Origin of the sequence: Mesorhizobium sp. M0751, assembly GCF_040320265.1 — a bacterium.
Classification (GTDB): domain Bacteria; phylum Pseudomonadota; class Alphaproteobacteria; order Rhizobiales; family Rhizobiaceae; genus Mesorhizobium.
In genome coordinates, this window is the sequence record NZ_JAMYPH010000010.1 from 37,003 (window position 1) to 53,376 (window position 16,374).

Annotated in this window: 14 protein-coding genes and 1 pseudogene; 12 read left to right on the plus strand and 3 right to left on the minus strand. The window is 62.1% G+C overall.

Translation table 11 applies throughout. The features are described from left to right. The first annotated feature begins 84 nt into the window (after positions 1 to 84). The gene (locus tag NKI19_RS16830) at positions 85 to 990 is read left to right on the plus strand and encodes an ArdC family protein (protein ID WP_352493614.1); all 906 of its coding nucleotides are present in this window, start codon (positions 85 to 87) and stop codon (positions 988 to 990) included. Here NKI19_RS16830 and NKI19_RS16835 read toward each other — a convergent pair. Continuing rightward, positions 987 to 1,298 carry a YnfA family protein gene (locus tag NKI19_RS16835; RefSeq protein WP_352493613.1) on the minus strand — a complete coding sequence of 104 codons (312 nt, stop codon included), beginning with the start codon at positions 1,296 to 1,298 and terminating at the stop codon, positions 987 to 989. The two genes, NKI19_RS16830 and NKI19_RS16835, sit on opposite strands and share 4 nt — an antisense overlap. A 45-nt stretch (positions 1,299 to 1,343) precedes the next feature. Continuing rightward, positions 1,344 to 2,216: a LysR family transcriptional regulator gene (locus tag NKI19_RS16840; protein ID WP_352493612.1), complete on the minus strand. Its 873-nt coding sequence runs from the start codon at positions 2,214 to 2,216 to the stop codon at positions 1,344 to 1,346. A 42-nt stretch (positions 2,217 to 2,258) separates the two neighbouring features. Here NKI19_RS16840 and NKI19_RS16845 point away from each other — a divergent pair, with 42 nt between their 5' ends. The 7 genes and pseudogenes from NKI19_RS16845 to NKI19_RS16875 all read left to right on the plus strand — a co-directional run bounded on the left by NKI19_RS16845 (position 2,259) and on the right by NKI19_RS16875 (position 14,157). Beyond that, positions 2,259 to 3,311 carry a permease gene (locus NKI19_RS16845; protein WP_352565694.1) on the plus strand — a complete coding sequence of 351 codons (1,053 nt, stop codon included), beginning with the start codon at positions 2,259 to 2,261 and terminating at the stop codon, positions 3,309 to 3,311. A 116-nt stretch (positions 3,312 to 3,427) separates the two neighbouring features. After that, positions 3,428 to 3,640, plus strand: a pseudogene (locus NKI19_RS16850) (zincin-like metallopeptidase domain-containing protein); the annotation flags it as partial. A gap of 217 nt (positions 3,641 to 3,857) precedes the next feature. Continuing rightward, entirely contained in the window at positions 3,858 to 5,978 is a 2,121-nt protein-coding gene (locus tag NKI19_RS16855) for a ParB/RepB/Spo0J family partition protein (protein ID WP_352565696.1), read from the plus strand. Positions 5,979 to 6,339: 361 nt separating this feature from the next. Continuing rightward, positions 6,340 to 10,695: a strawberry notch-like NTP hydrolase domain-containing protein gene (locus NKI19_RS16860; RefSeq protein WP_352489742.1), complete on the plus strand. Its 4,356-nt coding sequence runs from the start codon at positions 6,340 to 6,342 to the stop codon at positions 10,693 to 10,695. Then, entirely contained in the window at positions 10,695 to 11,741 is a 1,047-nt protein-coding gene (locus tag NKI19_RS16865) for a DUF7146 domain-containing protein (RefSeq protein WP_352565739.1), read from the plus strand. Before NKI19_RS16860 ends, NKI19_RS16865 begins: the two co-directional genes overlap by 1 nt. 311 nt (positions 11,742 to 12,052) lie before the next feature. Beyond that, complete coding sequence (locus NKI19_RS16870) at positions 12,053 to 12,988, plus strand: DUF2493 domain-containing protein (RefSeq protein WP_352489741.1); 936 nt, start codon at positions 12,053 to 12,055, stop codon at positions 12,986 to 12,988. Between the two features lie 839 nt (positions 12,989 to 13,827). Beyond that, positions 13,828 to 14,157, plus strand: a complete 330-nt coding sequence (locus NKI19_RS16875; RefSeq protein WP_352489740.1) for a DUF736 domain-containing protein — start codon at positions 13,828 to 13,830, stop codon at positions 14,155 to 14,157. A 69-nt stretch (positions 14,158 to 14,226) separates the two neighbouring features. Here the strand turns inward: NKI19_RS16875 and NKI19_RS16880 are convergent, their stop codons facing one another. Beyond that, positions 14,227 to 14,454 carry a helix-turn-helix domain-containing protein gene (locus NKI19_RS16880; protein WP_352489766.1) on the minus strand — a complete coding sequence of 76 codons (228 nt, stop codon included), beginning with the start codon at positions 14,452 to 14,454 and terminating at the stop codon, positions 14,227 to 14,229. A 77-nt stretch (positions 14,455 to 14,531) separates the two neighbouring features. Here NKI19_RS16880 and NKI19_RS16885 point away from each other — a divergent pair, with 77 nt between their 5' ends. The 4 genes from NKI19_RS16885 to NKI19_RS16900 all read left to right on the plus strand — a co-directional run bounded on the left by NKI19_RS16885 (position 14,532) and on the right by NKI19_RS16900 (position 16,149). Continuing rightward, positions 14,532 to 14,810 (plus strand): DNA -binding domain-containing protein, encoded by a 279-nt coding sequence (locus NKI19_RS16885; protein WP_352489739.1) that lies wholly within the window; start codon positions 14,532 to 14,534, stop codon positions 14,808 to 14,810. 165 nt (positions 14,811 to 14,975) lie between these two features. Next, the gene (locus NKI19_RS16890; protein ID WP_352489765.1) at positions 14,976 to 15,161 is read left to right on the plus strand and encodes a transcriptional regulator domain-containing protein; all 186 of its coding nucleotides are present in this window, start codon (positions 14,976 to 14,978) and stop codon (positions 15,159 to 15,161) included. After that, positions 15,118 to 15,738: a DUF2285 domain-containing protein gene (locus NKI19_RS16895; RefSeq protein WP_352489738.1), complete on the plus strand. Its 621-nt coding sequence runs from the start codon at positions 15,118 to 15,120 to the stop codon at positions 15,736 to 15,738. The genes NKI19_RS16890 and NKI19_RS16895 overlap by 44 nt, the downstream gene beginning before the upstream one ends. A 120-nt stretch (positions 15,739 to 15,858) precedes the next feature. Beyond that, entirely contained in the window at positions 15,859 to 16,149 is a 291-nt protein-coding gene (locus NKI19_RS16900) for a helix-turn-helix transcriptional regulator (RefSeq protein ID WP_352489737.1), read from the plus strand. Positions 16,150 to 16,374 lie beyond the last annotated feature (225 nt).

Below are 16,374 nucleotides of genomic sequence, written 5' to 3' on the forward strand. Positions count from 1 at the left end.
GAGAACAGGGTGTGACGGGCCGGCTATCCGCGCCTGCCCCTGCCGCCGCGCCCTCGACGGAGAGGGCGAGCACAGGAGGCACCCATGACCACGGATCGCAACGTCCAGACCGAGACACGGAACGATATCTACGAGCGCGTCACCAGCCAGATCATCGCCGCCATCGAAGCCGGCGCCGCCGACTACCGGATGCCCTGGCATCACAATGGCTCGGCCATCTCCACGCCCGTCAACGTCAGCTCGCGCAAGACCTATCGCGGCGTCAACGTCATCGCACTCTGGGCCGCGGCGCATGCGACGGGCTATCCCGCCGGCATCTGGGGCACCTACCGCCAATGGCAGGCGCTCGGCGCCCAGGTCCGCAAGGGCGAACGCGGCCACCTCGTCGTATTCTGGAAGATCGCCGACCGCGACAGCGACACGGAGCGTCAGGACGGCGGCGAGGATCGCGACGGGCCGGCCCGACGCATGTTCGCACGCGGCTATACGGTCTTCAATTGCGCGCAGGTCGACGGCTACACGCCGCCCGAGATGCCGGTACTGCCCGAGATCGAGCGCATCGGGCACGCCGAACGGTTCTGCGCGGCGCTCGGCATCGACATCCGGCACGGCGGCTCGCAGGCCTGTTACAGCCCTGTCACGGATCACGTGCAGATGCCGGAGTTCGCCTGCTTCCGCGACGCACTCGCATACTACGCAGTGCTCCTCCATGAATGCGGGCACGCTTCGGGCGCCAGCCATCGCCTCGATCGCGATCTCTCCGGACGCTTCGGCTCGGCCGCCTACGCCATGGAGGAGTGCACGGTCGAGTTGCTCAGCGCCATGATCTGCGCCGACTTGAACCTCAGCGTCGAGCCGCGTCCCGACCACGCCAGCTACGTCGCCTCGTGGCTTGAGGTGCTCCGGTCCGACAAGCGCGCCATCTTCACCGCCGCCGCCAAGGCGCAAGAGATCGCCGACTGGATGCACGCCCAGCAGCCGTCACATTAGGCGGAACGCGGGCCGAAGATGATGATGGCGGCGCCGACGAGGCTGATCGCGGCGCCCAAAGTGTCCCAACGGTCCGGCCTCACCCCCTCGATCGTCCCGCAGACTTGCCAGCGAGGCGGCGATACAGACGCTGCCATAAGCCGCGTAGGCCCGCCCGGACGCGCTGCTGTCCACCAGCGCGCGCAGCCAGGCGACGCGACGAGCGAGACCAGCCCATGCGCCAGCCACCAGCTCGGCTTGGCCTCACTAAGCCACAGCCAGAAGCTGAAGCAGCCGGCGATCTCCGCGACGGCGGCGGCGACGAACATCCTGACAGCTTGGTCGATCGCCGGACGTATTGCCGCAAAACGGCGTCACTTCCCCTCGAATGTCCTTGAGATGATCATTGTCAATTTGCCAGCTAGCCGTTTAGGTGCGTTCGAGGAGCTGGTGAGCATCAGATGTGTTTCTCCTAGCTGCGGCAGTTTCTCATCGGCAAGCGTTCGCATTTGGTCCGTCAATGCGCTTTGCGGCAAGACGCCAATCGCGATGCCAGCTGCGATCGCAGCTCGAATCCCTGAAACGCTCTCACTGGTACAAACGATCTGATGCTCCAATCCGGATTTTCGAAGAAGATCGAGGCAGCGTTCCCTCCACCAGCAGGTTTTGTCGAATAGAGCCACCGGCAGGGGCCGTCGTGTTTCGATATTGTGGAATACCGAGCCGGCCCACACGGCGCGTTCACTATGAACAACAACGTCGTCCTTTGAGACACGCTCAGGTGAGTGGAGAGCGATGTCCAACTCGCCGGCGGCCAACGCATGTGGAAACTCCATGCTCGAACTGCAGCGCACAAAAATACGGCTTGTGGGCTCCTCTTCGGTGAAGGCTGCCAGGATAGACGGCAGGATCGTATCACCATATTCCTCGGGGATCCCGAGGCGGATTTCTTCCTCCGCTTGCGTTCCGCGCAGATCGGCGACTGTCTGATCCAGCATTTCGACAACACGGCGAGCGACGGGCAGCAACTGCTCGCCGGCAGCAGTCATGGTAACCCCACGGCCATGCCTTTCGAACATGCGTTGTCCGACAGTACCCTCAAGTTTCTGCACTTGCAGGCTAACGGCCGACTGTGTGCGGAGCAGGTGCGCAGCGCCGCCGCTGACACTCCCTGCTTTAGCCACCGCGAGAAACGTTCGCAGCAAATCGCTGTCCAGTTGTGTCGATTTCCCATCGTTCAAGCTCATAGCTGATATCTACGCTATTCGTTTTCCGTATGGAAGTCGGCAATGTATGATGTCAGCAAAGAGGATGTCGCCATGATTGTCACGCTCCCGAGGCCCCAAAGAATGCAGGTCATCTGGGCGACGGCTGCTGTTCTGAAAGTCGTTGTCGCCCTTACGTGGCCGCAAAGGGCGCAGGAGACGCTTCGTTTCGTCGTGCAGAGCTTCCTGGATGTCGCGCTGATGATTGCAATTGGGCTAGTCATCTCCGCATGGGTCGCAGCCAGCGGAGCGGCGACCATTACGGCGCGGTGGTTTAAGGGCCGCCCTATCTCAACTGTCGTCATCGCGTCGGCAATCGGCACTGTGACACCTGTGTGCGGCGTAACGGTGCTGCCGCTTACGACCGGGTTCCTTGCCTCCGGCGTTCCGCTTGCGCCCATCATGGCATTTTGGCTTTCCTCGCCTGTTACCGGGCCCACCATGTTCGCTGCGACGTGGGCGCTGCTCGGCCCTGGATTCGCCATCGGAAAGATGCTTGCGGCTTTTGCGCTTGGAATCTTTTCCGGCGCGGGAACGGCTCTCCTCGCGCGCACGCAGATGGTTCAAAACCCGTTACGGCCACAGCGAATTATAGGTAATGGCCAGTGCGGCACGTGCACGCCAACGGATTTCTCTTTCCGAATCTGGCGAGAGCCAGCTCGCATGCGTGCATTTGGGGCGAACCTTATTTCCACAACAAGGATCGTCGTGATCTGTTTGATATTTGCTTTTTCGGCTGAGTTTCTGCTGCGTGACCTTCTACCGTCTCATCTCCTCACCACCTATGTCGGTAAGGATTCTCCATACGCTATCCCACTCGCGGTGCTGGTCGGTGCACCGATGTATCTCGATGGTCTTGCGGCACTGCCCTTGGTTCGAGGATTACTTGATCTCGGCATGTCACCCGGTGCGGCAATGGCACTCCTCGTTTCAGGCGGCGCCGTCAGTATTTGGGGCGTCTTGGCTGTGGCTTTGGTCCTTAGGCCGTCAACCATCGCCCTTTTCGTGGCGCTCGCAGTTTCGGGATCATTGGTGATCGGCTACGTCTTCCAGGCGCTCTGGACGTTTTTTTCGTGAGCATCGATTTCATCATGGAATCTGTCTCATGCCGATCCGCTGATCGAAAATCCGGGGAATTCTCCGGTCCAGCGCCAAGAAGGCCCACTGAGACAGGTTGACTGTTCAGATAACGGGCAGAGATAAGCGCGGCTTTTTGCTGCGCCTCGCTCGGCATCACGCCGACCGTGCGTCACGCCGACTATATCGGCTCGTGGCTGGAGGTGCTGCGCGAGGGCAACCGGGCGATCTTTCGTGCCGCCTCACTGGCAAGCAAGGCTTCGGACTATCTCCTGCAGTTCTTGCCTGAGCGCATCGCCGTTGACGATGATCAGTGGGAGGCAGCATGATTGCCGCTTGCTTCCAGCTCGGGTTCCTCCCGCGAATGCGTTTGTGATCGAAGTTTCCCTCGATGCCGGACGCCGCTGCGGCGAACTCATTGCATGATGCAGGACCGAACGTGGCAGGCTGTCGAGCACATCGGAGGGAGAGGCGGAACGGAATTCTCATGACGGGTTTGGAGGTCGAGAGAGAGGCTCTCGGCTGCCCGTCGCGGAGTAAATCCCGATGGCTACTGCTGTTCAGAAGATCACCCTGTCGTCCTCGCGCGACATCCCCTTCAATAAGCTGGTGCTCTCCCAGTCCAACGTCCGGCGCGTCAAAGTCGGCGTCTCGATCGAGGATCTCGCAGCCTCGATCGCCCGCCGCGGCCTGATCCAGAGCCTCAGTGTCATGCCCGTCGTCGATAGCGACGGCAACGAGACTGGCATGTTTGAGGTGCCTGCCGGAGGCAGGCGCTTTCGCGCCCTTGAGCTGTTGGTGAAGCAAAAGCGCCTCGCCAAGACCGCGCCCGTGCCCTGTGTGGTGCGCGACCGTCACAGCACGATCGTTGCCGAGGAGGTATCGCTCGCCGAAAACATCGAGCGTGCGGCGCTGCACCCGCTCGATCAATTTCGCGCCTTCCAGGATATGCAACAAAAAGGCCTGAGCGAGGAGGAGATTGCTGCAGCCTTCTTCGTGTCGGTCAACGTCGTCAAGCAACGGCTTAGGTTGGCTTCTGTCTCGCCAGTGCTGCTTGAAGTGTATGCCGAAGACGGCATGACGCTGGAGCAACTCATGGCTTTCACGGTCTCCGAAGACCGTGCCCGCCAGGAGCAGGTCTGGGAAGCGATCAGAAATAGCTGGTCGAAAGAGCCCTATCAAATCCGGCGCATGCTGACCGAAACGACGGTGCGAGCCTCCGACAAGCGCGCGGTCTTCGTGGGTATTGATGCCTATGAGGCTGCCGGTGGCATCGTCATGCACGATCTGTTTCAGTCGGATGACGGCGGCTGGTTGCAGGATGCAGCGCTGCTGGACCGCCTGGTCGCTGAAAAACTCAAAGAGGTTGCGCAAGAAGTAGCAGCCGAGGGTTGGAAGTGGGTCGAGGTCGCTGTCAGCTTCCCATACGACGCAACACGTGGGCTGTATCAGCTGCAGGGTGATCCTCTCGACCTCTCTGCCGAGGAGCAGGCTGCCATTGACGCCCTCAGTGCCGAGCACGCCAAACTTGTAACCGAATATGAGGGTGCTGACGAGCTGCCCGAAAACGTCGATCAGCGGCTCGGGGAAATCGAGACCGCACTCGCCACTTTCGACAAGCGCCCAAGGCAGTTCGATCCGAACGACATCGCCATTGCCGGCGCGTTCGTCAGCATAGACGCTGACGGCTCGCTCTCGGTAGAACGCGGGTTTTTCCATCCTGAGGACGTGCCGCCAGTTTCACCCGATGGCTCAAATGAATCAAAAAATGATGGCGGGTCCAGGGCTCCCAGCGACTCGTCGGTGCACCGTGCCGTTGTCACCATGGACGGCCAGGCAGTCGAGCGCGACGAAGACGAGGACGATGCGGTAAGGCCCCTGCCGGACCAACTGGTGACAGAGTTGACCGCGCACCGGACGCTGGCGTTGCGCGATGCGGTTGCCAGCAATCCTCACGTCGCCATGACAGCGTTGTTGCACAAGCTGGTCACCGACACGTTCCAGCACCGCACCAGGACCGGGTGCCTGGAGGCCTCGATCCGGCACGTCTTCTTCCCCCTGCACGCGGATGGACTGAAGGACAGCCCCTCGGCGAAATCGGTGGCCGAACGCCATGAGGCCTGGCAATCGGACCTGCCGACCGACGACGATGCACTTTGGGGCTGGATTGCCGCACTCGATGAGACCAGTCGTGCGGCATTGCTCGCCCATTGTATCAGCTACGGTGTGAACGCGCTCCACGAGAAGGGCGACCGCTATGGCGGCGCTATCTCGGCGCATGGTGTTCAGCAGCGGATCGCGCAAGCTGATCGACTGGCCCGGTCCGTCGGTCTCGATATGGTCGAGGCGGGTTGGACGCCGACTGTCGAAAACTATCTCGGCCGCATCACCAAGTCTCGCATTCTCGAGGCGGTGCGAGAGGCGAAGGGCGAACAGGCCGCGCAGCTTATCGACCATCTGAAGAAGGGAGATATGGCGAAAGAAGCCGAGCGCTTGCTGGCTGACAGTGGCTGGCTGCCCGAGCCGCTGCGCCTGGTCAACCTTGACGGTAGTACCGACGCTGATAGTGGCACCGGAGCCGAGGGGTATGGGGAAGAGCTTCCCGAATTCCTCTCAGACGATAGTGCGCAGATTGAAGATAGCGGACCGCATATGGCCGCCGAATAGATCGCCTCGCGCGGGGCGGCTTCGGCCGCTCCGCGCTCTTTCCTACCACCTACCCGATGCCCGCTTCCCCATGGCCAACCGCGCGGGCAAACCCAATTGGCCGGTTCTGCCGCGTCCCTCCTCGCTCGGCTGCTGCTGCTATCCCGCCGTCCACACTGCGCGCCAAGATATCGCCCGGCTAGTGACTGCCATCCATTGGGCTGACGGCGTGCAGCGGCGTAGTGCCCGGATCGAAGAAGGTCCGCTATCGGACAGACCGCTCCAGAGGGGGAGAGGCCGACCAGGACGGATTTGAGCCGGATTGGTCGAGAGAGAGGGCCGCCCGGTTCAACCCCGTTCCGCTCTCCTCGAGGTTTTCTCCATGCTTGACGTTTCCAAGACTGCCCCTTCGGCGGTGCCGCTTCCGCTTGTCTCATCCCCGGCGGTCGAACCATGCGCTGCCATCCAATGTGCGGCGCAGTTCCTTCTTCCCCATCTCGAACGCGGTCAGCGCGTCGACGCCTCGAAGCTTCGCTCCGCCATGGAAGCTGCCTTCGGCGCCTCCGATGCAACCGGCGCATGGGACTGGAAATCAGCCTATGACGCTTGCGAAGTCGCGACGGTGCTGTTCCTGCGCAAATACGGGAAATCGCTTCTCCGCAAAGCCGGTTCCGCAGCCGCCACCCTACCGATGCTCGGCAAGATCGCCGGCCTGTTGCCAACTCACACGCGCCGCTCCGAAGAGACCGAAGCGCTTCAGCAGTTCAGCACCCCCGTTCCGCTCGGTCTGGCGGCCGTGACCGCCGCAGCAGTCAGCCCTGCCGACCGCGTGCTGGAGCCCTCCGCCGGTACCGGGCTACTTGCTATTCTGGCCGAGATCAGCGGCGGCACATTGCTGCTCAACGAACTGGCCGGAACCCGCGCCGGGCTCCTTTCTTTGCTCTTTCCGGCCATCACCGTTACCCGATTCGACGCAGCGCAGATCGATGATCATCTCGATCCCGGCATTTTGCCCAGCGTCGTGCTGATGAACCCCCCGTTCTCGGTGCTTGCCAAAGTCAGCGGCCGCATATCCGACGCCGGCTATCGCCACGTTAGCTCCGCTCTGGCCCGGCTCGCCGAAGGGGGACGGCTGGTTGCCATTACCGGCGCAAATTTTTCTCCCGAGCTGCCCTCTTGGCGTGAGTCCTTCGTCAGGCTCCAGGAGCATGGTCGCCTGGTGTTCACCGCCGCGATCAACGGCGCCGTCTTCGCCAAGCATGGCACGACCGTCGAGACTCGACTGACCGTCATCGACAAACTGCCGGCCGACAATCCAGGCACCCTTCCGGAATCAGCCGGCACGGCGACGGATGTCGCCACCCTGATCGCCTGGATTGACAAGCATGTTCCCGCGCGGCTGCCGGTCGGCGCGTCGGCTTTTGGGCAGGCCGCCAAGGCGCTGGGATCCACGGCGCGCACGGTGCGCGGCTATGTCGCCAGATCCGCGGCCTCATCTCCCGTTCGCAGCCTCGCCGAGCCGCAACGCGTCGAGCTTGCTTACGAGACTTTGGACTGGACGCCTGCCGAGAGTGGGCACATCACCGATGCGATCTATGAGAAGTACCTGTTGCAGGCGATCCGCATTCCGGGCGCCCATCCGCATCCGACCAAGCTGGTCCAATCGGCCGCAATGGCATCCGTTGCCCCGCCGAAGCCGAGCTACCGGCCGATTCTTCCGGCCAACATTGTCACCGACGGCACCTTGTCGGACGCCCAGATCGAAACGGTGATCTATGCGGGCGAGGCTCATTCGGAGTTCCTCGCCGGTTCCTGGACGGTGGATGACACCTTCGACCTTGTCTCTGCCGCGAAAGACGATGCCGCAGACGCCGTGCGATTCCGCCGGGGCTTCATGCTCGGCGACGGGACCGGCGCCGGCAAGGGCCGCCAGTCCGCCGGCATCATCCTGGACAATTGGATGCAGGGCCGCCGCAAGGCGGTATGGATCTCCAAATCCGACAAGCTGATCGAAGATGCGCAGCGCGACTGGTCTGCTCTCGGGATGGAGCGTCTGCTGGTCACGCCGCTGTCGCGGTTCCCGCAAGGCAAGGCCATCCATCTCGATCAAGGGGTCCTATTCACCACTTACGCAACGCTGCGCTCCGACGAGCGCGGCGAGAAGGTCTCGCGTGTGCGGCAGATCGTCGAGTGGTTGGGCGCCGAATTCGATGGAGTGATCATTTTCGACGAGAGCCATGCATTGCAGAACGCCGCAGGAGGCAAGGGAGAACGCGGCGATGTCGCCGCCTCGCAGCAGGGACGCGCTGGGCTTCGCCTCCAAAACGCCCTGCCGAACGCCCGTATCGTCTACGTCTCGGCCACGGGTGCAACCACGGTCCACAATCTCGCCTACGCACAGCGTTTGGGCCTGTGGGGTGGTGAGGATTTGCCCTTCGCGACCAGGGCCGAGTTCGTCGAGACGATCGAAGCTGGCGGTGTTGCCGCCATGGAGGTGCTGGCCCGGGACCTTCGCGCACTCGGTCTCTATACGGCCCGATCGCTCTCTTACGACGGTGTCGAATACGAGCTGGTCGAGCACAAGCTTACCCCGGAGCAGACCCGCATCTACGACGCCTATGCCGGGGCGTTCAGCGTCATTCATAACAATCTCGATGCCGCGATGCGGGCCGCCAATGTCACAGGCGAGACCGGCACATTGAACCGTCAGGCAAAGTCGGCTGCACGTTCGGCTTTCGAGAGCACGAAACAGCGCTTTTTCGGCCATTTGCTGACCAGCATGAAGACGCCGACCCTGATCCGCTCGATCGAGCGCGACCTCCATCAAGGCCATGCCGCCGTCATCCAGATCGTCTCGACCGGCGAGGCGCTGATGGAACGGCGTCTCGCGGAAATTCCAACCGAGGAGTGGAACGACGTTCGCGTTGACATCACGCCACGCGAGTACGTCCTCTCGTATCTGCAGCATTCGTTCCCGGTGCAACTCTATGAGCCGTTCACCGATAGCGAAAGCAATTTGTCCTCACGTCCCGTGTATCGTGACGGCCAACCCGTGGAGAGCCGCGAAGCGGTCGCCCGCCGCGATCGCCTCATCGAGCGCCTTGCTTCGCTCTCCCCCGTCCCGGGGGCACTAGATCAGATCGTACAGCATTTCGGCACCGACAACGTGGCGGAGGTGACAGGTCGGTCGCGCCGCGTCGTGCGTAAGACCAGTACACGAGGCATCGATCGCTTGGTCGTCGAGAACCGCGCCGGATCGGCCAATCTTGCCGAGGCACAGGCGTTCATGGACGACTGCAAGCGCATATTGGTATTTTCGGACGCGGGTGGCACTGGCCGCAGCTATCATGCTGACCTCACTGCCAAGAACCGCCGCCTTCGAGTTCACTATCTGCTCGAGCCGGGCTGGAGGGCCGATACCGCCATCCAGGGCTTGGGTCGCACCAACCGCACGAACCAGGCACAGCCGCCGCTGTTCCGGCCGGTTGCTACCGATGTGAAAGCTGAGAAGCGCTTTCTTTCGACGATAGCCCGGCGGCTCGATACGTTGGGCGCTATTACGCGTGGGCAGCGCCAAACCGGCGGCCAAGGCCTGTTTCGCCCCGAGGACAATCTGGAGTCGCACTATGCCCGCGACGCGCTGCGGCAGCTCTATCTGCTGCTGGTCCGCGGCAAGGTGGAGGGCTGCTCGCTCCAGACGTTCGAGGAAGTGACCGGGCTCACGCTGACGGATTCCAACGGCATCAAGGACGAGCTGCCGCCAGTCACCACCTTCCTCAATCGGCTGCTGGCGCTCAGCATCGCGCTTCAGACCGTCCTGTTCACGGCCTTCGAGCAGTTGCTCCATGCGAAAATCGAGGGCGCCATCGCCTCCGGTGCCTACGATATCGGCTTGGAAACGTTACGGGCGGAGAGTTTCGTCGTCACCGAGAGACGCGTCGTCCATGTCCATGCGGCCACCGGCGCGGAGACGCGACTGCTGACCATCGCCCAGCGCAAGCGCAACCGACCCGTTTCACTTGCCGATGCCCTCGCACTGCTTCGCGATGCCCGCGCGAAGCTCCTGGTCAACGAGCGATCCGGCCGCGCCGCCGTGCAGGTGCCGGCGCCCGCGCTGATGCTCGACAGTGGCGAGATCGAACTGCGTGTCCGACTGATCCGGCCGATGGATCACCATCAGGCGTCATTGAAGATGATGGCGGAGAGCCACTGGGTTGAGGCTGAGCAGGCTGCATTCGCTGACGCCTGGCGTGCCGAGACAGCCGACGTGCCGGAGTTCACGGACAGCACCATCCATGTCGTTGCCGGCATGCTGCTGCCGATCTGGAAGCGTCTACCCAAGGAATTCTCACGTGTGTACCGACTCCAGACCGACGATGGCGAGCGCATCATCGGTCTCCAGGTCTCACCGGCATGGATCTCTGGCGCATTGGCGACAGACTCGTCCTCGCTCACGGCAAGTGATGCCTTCAGCGCTCTTTTGGGCGGCAGAACGATCCTCGACCTTGCCGAAGGTCTGCAGCTTCGGCGCAGCCGCATCATGGGCGTCAACCGAATCGAACTGGCGGACTTCAACGACACCATGCGGGAGCGCCTTTCGACCTACGGCCTCTTCGGCGAGATCATCTCGTGGAAACTGCGCATGTTCGTGCCCACCGACGCATCTGGCCCCGCAATTCTGGGCAAGCTGCTGGAGCGCTATCCCGTGCGACGCATCGACACGCGGGAGGATGCATGATGCCCCGGCACGACGCGTCCAACCTAGCGCAACGCCTCAGCCGGCAGGCCGAGGCGGTTTGTCGCCACTACCTATCGAACGGACATCGCGAGGGCCGCTACTGGCTTGTCGGCGATGTCCGAAACACGCCGGGCCGCTCGATGTTCGTGCGGCTCGTCGGCTCGCACAGCGGAAGGGGCGCAGCCGGCAAGTGGACTGACGCGGCGACAGGGGAGCATGGCGATCTTCTTGATATCATCCGCGAAAGCCGCGGCTTGAGCGACTTCAGGGACGTTGCCCATGAGGCAATAGCGTTTCTCGGCTTACCGCATCCCGAACCAGAGCAGACATCAACCCGGTTGAAGTTGCTGGCCGCGCCGTCGGACACGTCTGAGAAAGCGCGTCGGCTGTTTGCGGTCTCGCTGCCGATTGCAGGCACGGTCGTAGAGACGTATCTGCGCAACCGCAGTATTACTGCTTTGCACGGGACCGAAAGCCTGCGTTTTCACCCCCACTGCTATTACCGGCCCGACCAACACTCGCGGACTGAGACCTGGCCGGCGATGATCGCTTCCGTCACTGATGTCAGCGGTCATTTGACCGGCGCACATCGCACCTGGATTGACCCTTCCGGTACGGGCAAGGCACCAGTAGATACCCCGAGGCGCGCTATGGGCGACCTTCTCGGGCATGCGGTTCGCTTTGGTCGGCCCGGCGAAGTCATGGCGGCCGGCGAGGGCATCGAGACGGTCCTGTCACTTCGGTGTGTCTTGCCCGACATGGCCATGGCCGCAGCGCTCTCGGCCGCGCATCTTGCTGCCATCCTGTTCCCCGTCACCCTAAGACGGCTCTACATCGTCCGTGACCCCGATCCAGCCGGTGACGGCGCGCGTGATGTCTTGATCGAAAGAGCAAATGCTGCCGGGATCGAGGCGATCGTGCTCTCGCCGGCATTTGGCGATTTCAACGAAGATCTCTGTAGGTTCGGCGTCGCTGATCTTCGAGCGCGCGCCCGGGTCCAACTCGCCCCGCAGGACATCGCCCGATTTATGCCAGTGGCGGCCTAGCCCGGAACCGGCCGCTCCCCGCTGTCGTGGCATTGCTCAGGTGCTCCTGAGATCGGAGAGAAACCGCGCCTCCGGCCTTCAAGAGGGCGATCGGCCGGCAAACGACCCGGCCCCGCAATGTCTTCGGCCGACTATTTTCCGGCGCGCTCCCAAGGGAGCGCTTTCCATCGCGAAGCAAAATAGCCGGCCCGCGCCCTCCTGCGCTGACGCTCCGGCCCTCCGCTTCGCTGCGGGTGCAGAGCCGTCCCGCCCGCCGGCTTTCGTCGCCATGAAGGCCGCGGGGGTCGCGGTCCAACCGACGGAGCATCCAAATGAGCGAGCATAACGACTACGAACCGCAGCATTCGTCTTCACCGATCGACCACGCCCTCACCGAACTCCAGCTCTATGGCTACCGGCCGTTCGCGGATGAGCCGGATCCCCGACCGCTTCCGGAGGGCCACCGCGTCGCCGGAGCGATTGTAGACATCTTCGACGCGTTCGTCGCAACCCTGCAAGATACCCGCCTCGAGCCCGACCTCGACCATCTCCTTTGGTCGACCGTCAACGTCTTTCACCGCGCCGCAGATCGGATCGAGCGTGAACTTGACCATAACGAGCAGGCGCAGCGCCGCAGCCAGCGTGAGCAGGACGGCAGCGAAGTGAAGTCGGTCGAGCTGGAGCGCCTGACGGCCGAAGGACAGACCCTTATCGAACGGCAGAACGCCTTCGAACTGATGCGCGATCAGGCCGCCGAGCACTATGAGCGCCACACCGGATCGAGCTGGCGACCGCGCAGCGGATCAATGGTCAACCATCGCAACGTTACCTCTGCGGTGATCGACAGCCGCGATTTTCTCAGCGCCAAGAAACGCGCCTCGCAGGAAGTCCTTTTGCCACCAGGTCCGAAAATCGCCTTCACCGCCGGTCTCGACTTCAATGATCACCAGTTGATCTGGGCCAAGCTCGACCAGGTCCGCACCAGGCATCCTGACATGGTCTTGATGCACGGGAAATCGCCGAAAGGTGGCGAAAAAGTCGCCTCCTGCTGGGCCGACCATCGCAAGGTACCGCAAATCGGCTTTGCCCCCGATTGGACAAAGCATGGGAAAGCCGCCCCGTTCAGGCGCAATGACGCCATGCTGGACGTGCTGCCGATCGGAGTCATCGTCTTTCCCGGGACTGGAATACAGGACAATCTTGCCGACAAGGCCAAGAAGCTCGGCATCCCAGTTCTCGACTTCCGCCCCAGGGAAAGCGGCGCATAGCGCCGCTCTCCTATCTTTAGTCCGTTGCACGACACGGCAGCGGTCGGCCGGGCGGCTTCCTCCAGTTCGGTCGACTGCGTCGGTTCGGGATGCCGAATTTTCCGCTCCGGCGCTTCCGTCTGTTGGGGTATTCAAGTCCACGTCCATGCGCAGGTGCGCGACGCGATCACGCTTACCTTCCACGTTTCAGCTGCTTCGCAGCCGGCATCACAGGCGAGATGGTGACGTCCGTTTAACCGGACGGGCCCTGGATCGGGGCGAACGCACCGAGGACCGAGGCGGATCGGATGCTGTTTCTGACAAATCTGTGCATTGCTTCCGTTGCCGCTGACGCGACATCGCGCGACGCGCGCTTCGGATTTGCCACGACTGCCTTCCTGTTCCAAAGATGGCGAATCTCTGGCGATGCACGTCAGCCCTTGAGCCACGGCATGCGCATCTCAAGCGCGGTGCCAGCACCAGCTTGCTGTTCCCGGAAGCCTTCTCGGGGAAGCATCGACAGCGGTGATGGTGGTAACCGGCTTTCGCCAGTGCGATGGTTTCGCATGAGATCCTCCATTGATGCCTCTATCGGGCCGGCCGCTCCAAACGACCTCTTCGATGGGCTGATCTGGCCGAAGGTCGGCTTCGCCTCAATCGCCTAAGCCGCAATGACGCCGACCGACTTTCTTCCCCTGCCGGCTTCGCCGTCATTCCTCGCGAAACAACAAAGTCGCTTGGCTGTCATCCTCCGCTGATGCTGCGGTCGCAAGCGATGCGGCGTCGATTGCCTCCGGCCCGCAGATCGCCATCGAGGCCGCAATGGTGCGGGCTCGAAACAGAGTACAAGGAGAAGGCTCATGGCGACCATCGGAACGTTCAAAAAGACCGGCAACAACGAGTTCAACGGCGAAATCGTCACCCTCTCGCTTCAGGCCAAAGACGTCCGCATCGTGCCCGAGGCAAACCGCTCCGGCGACAGCGCCCCCAGCCATCGCGTCTTCGTAGCGCAGGTCGAGATCGGCGCCGCCTGGGCCAAGCGCTCCAGTGAGGGCCGCGACTATCTCGGCCTGAAGTTGGACGATCCAAGCTTCACCGCTCCGATCTACGCCAACCTCTTCGACGATGAGGACGGAGAAGGCCACAGCCTCATTTGGTCCCGGTCCAACGGCCGCCGCAACCGCGATTGAGAAAGCCGCGAGCTCCCGCCCGCGAACCGGGCGGGAGCTGTCTTTAACTTGTGGACGCTGAAGCAAGTATCATCTTTGAACATTTGGTGCGGGACGTCTGAGCAGATCTGCGGCCTCGATGCCGAGAACGTTTGCCAACTTGTCGACAACGTCTATCGTCGCGCCGTAGACGCTGCGTTCCAACGCACTGATATAGGTGCGATCAACGTCCGCACGGTGGGCAAGTTCTTCTTGCGAAAGCGCCGCCGCCTTTCGGTGCTGCCTCAGATTGCGCGCAAATACCTCGCGTATTTCCATGTCCGCGAGTGCAATGCTTGTCGAGTATTCAGCCACGGAGTATTCTCGACAAATTGACTTAGACGATTGGAAATCGCTTGCTCAAGCCACTGCTCGATCCTGATGTCGCCGACACGGCCTCGGATGACCCGATCCTGACCGGCTATGATGAGGAGCGGCTACTTACCTACATTCGCCTGCTTGATGCGGCGGCGGAAGATGCCGATTGGCGAGAGGTGGCCAGGATCGTTCTGCACATTGACCCAGAACAGGAGCCTGAGCGGGCGTTCAGGTCTTGGGAAAGCCATCTTGCACGCGCGCGATGGATGACGACCAGCGGCTACCGGTACCTTCTCGCCGGCGGCGCTCCCCATTGAGCGCCTTGTCATGCTTTGCTGAATCTGCGCAACGATTTGCCGACTCTCCAACTATTCAAATCTGTTCATCACTCTGAATGTTGGTGCCGGGGCCTCAGATGCGGTTATGCGGAGAGGACAGGAACCGTGCAGGGCGATTGGACCGAACCGGCGGCCTACGTGCACATGTGCAGCTACCAAGCTGAGGAGTTCGCCGCCGAGTATCTGATCCGGAACAATAAATTTATCGCCGAGTGCCGCCAGATCGCCTCGCGGCTCTCAGGTTCCGGAGATCCTGTCGATCAGCGGGACTTCGCTGCCCGTTGGGGTGCGCGATTTCAAAACTGCCGGTGCCGAATTTCCGCAGGCTGACAATATCGTCTGGACAGAACAGGCCTCGCCGCGCGTGCTGCGGGCCACGCGGATGTCCGCCTCCATCAGCCCCTCTCATCAGAGAATTCGGCCTTTCAGACTTATCGGAGCCAGGGTTTGGCAGCAGGAGGAAGGACTTCACATTCTTTGGTCTGCTTCAACCGGGAAGAGCCATCTGGTCTGCGAAGACCGCTCCGGCGAATTCGATGCTATCTATCTGCCCCTCGACGCTGCATTTGAGACGCGGCTCGATGCGGCGCGCCGGCTCTGGCGGGCGTTGAACGGCCGAGCTTTCAGTCCATCCTACGGCTCCCTACCGCAACAGACCAAGGTCAGGCACATCCTCAATTTGCGCGCGCATGATGGTCGCCACATGGGTGCAACCTATCGTCAGATCGCGGAGGTGCTGTTGTCGCGAGAGCCGATTGTACCGCGGGACTGGCGTGATCATCATCTCCGGCACAAGGTCCGGGCTATCTTGCGCCGTGCAGCTTTTTTAGTCGCTGGCGGCTATCGCGATCTTCTCTTGTACCCCCACAGTCGCAGCGGGAAGTCCGGCCGCCGAAGTCCTTCTTAGGGGTAGCAACAACACGCCCCCCGATCTTTGCCCTCCCTCTCTTTTGCCCATTCGAGCATGGTCCGCTTTGCGCGTCCCGGCAGGCCAGGATGACAGCACAACCGAATGGAGATCGAGCAAATGTCGAAGGGTCCCGCGGACGCGCCCCGAAAATACCTGCGCACGAAGGAGGCAGCACCCATCGTCGGGCTCTGTGCCCGTACTCTCGAAAAGCACCGGACCTATGGCACCGGGCCAAAATACCGAAAGATCGGCGGACGCGTCCTTTATGACATCGACGACTTGCATGCCTGGATAGAGCTCGGCGCACGCACCTCCACCAGCGATGCGAATGCGACCAATGTTCCGCCGGCAAAACCCCATGCAGCCCGCGCGCCGGCTTATGTCAGCAGGCGCGACCGCAGCTCCTGATCTGTGGCACAATGAAATGCAGTATCCCGAGACCATTCAGCAGCAGCTTGCGCCGTCTCACCTTTACTCGTCTGGCTTCGCTCCACGCGGTACGCGTGATCTCGTGGTGTGGCTGCTCGCCCTATTGGTGAAATCCCGCCGCCCGACACCGATCCATTCTCATGCGGACAAGCAACCGTCCTGCGTTGAGGTGGCGTATGTGCCCGGCATGGCAACGATTTGGAA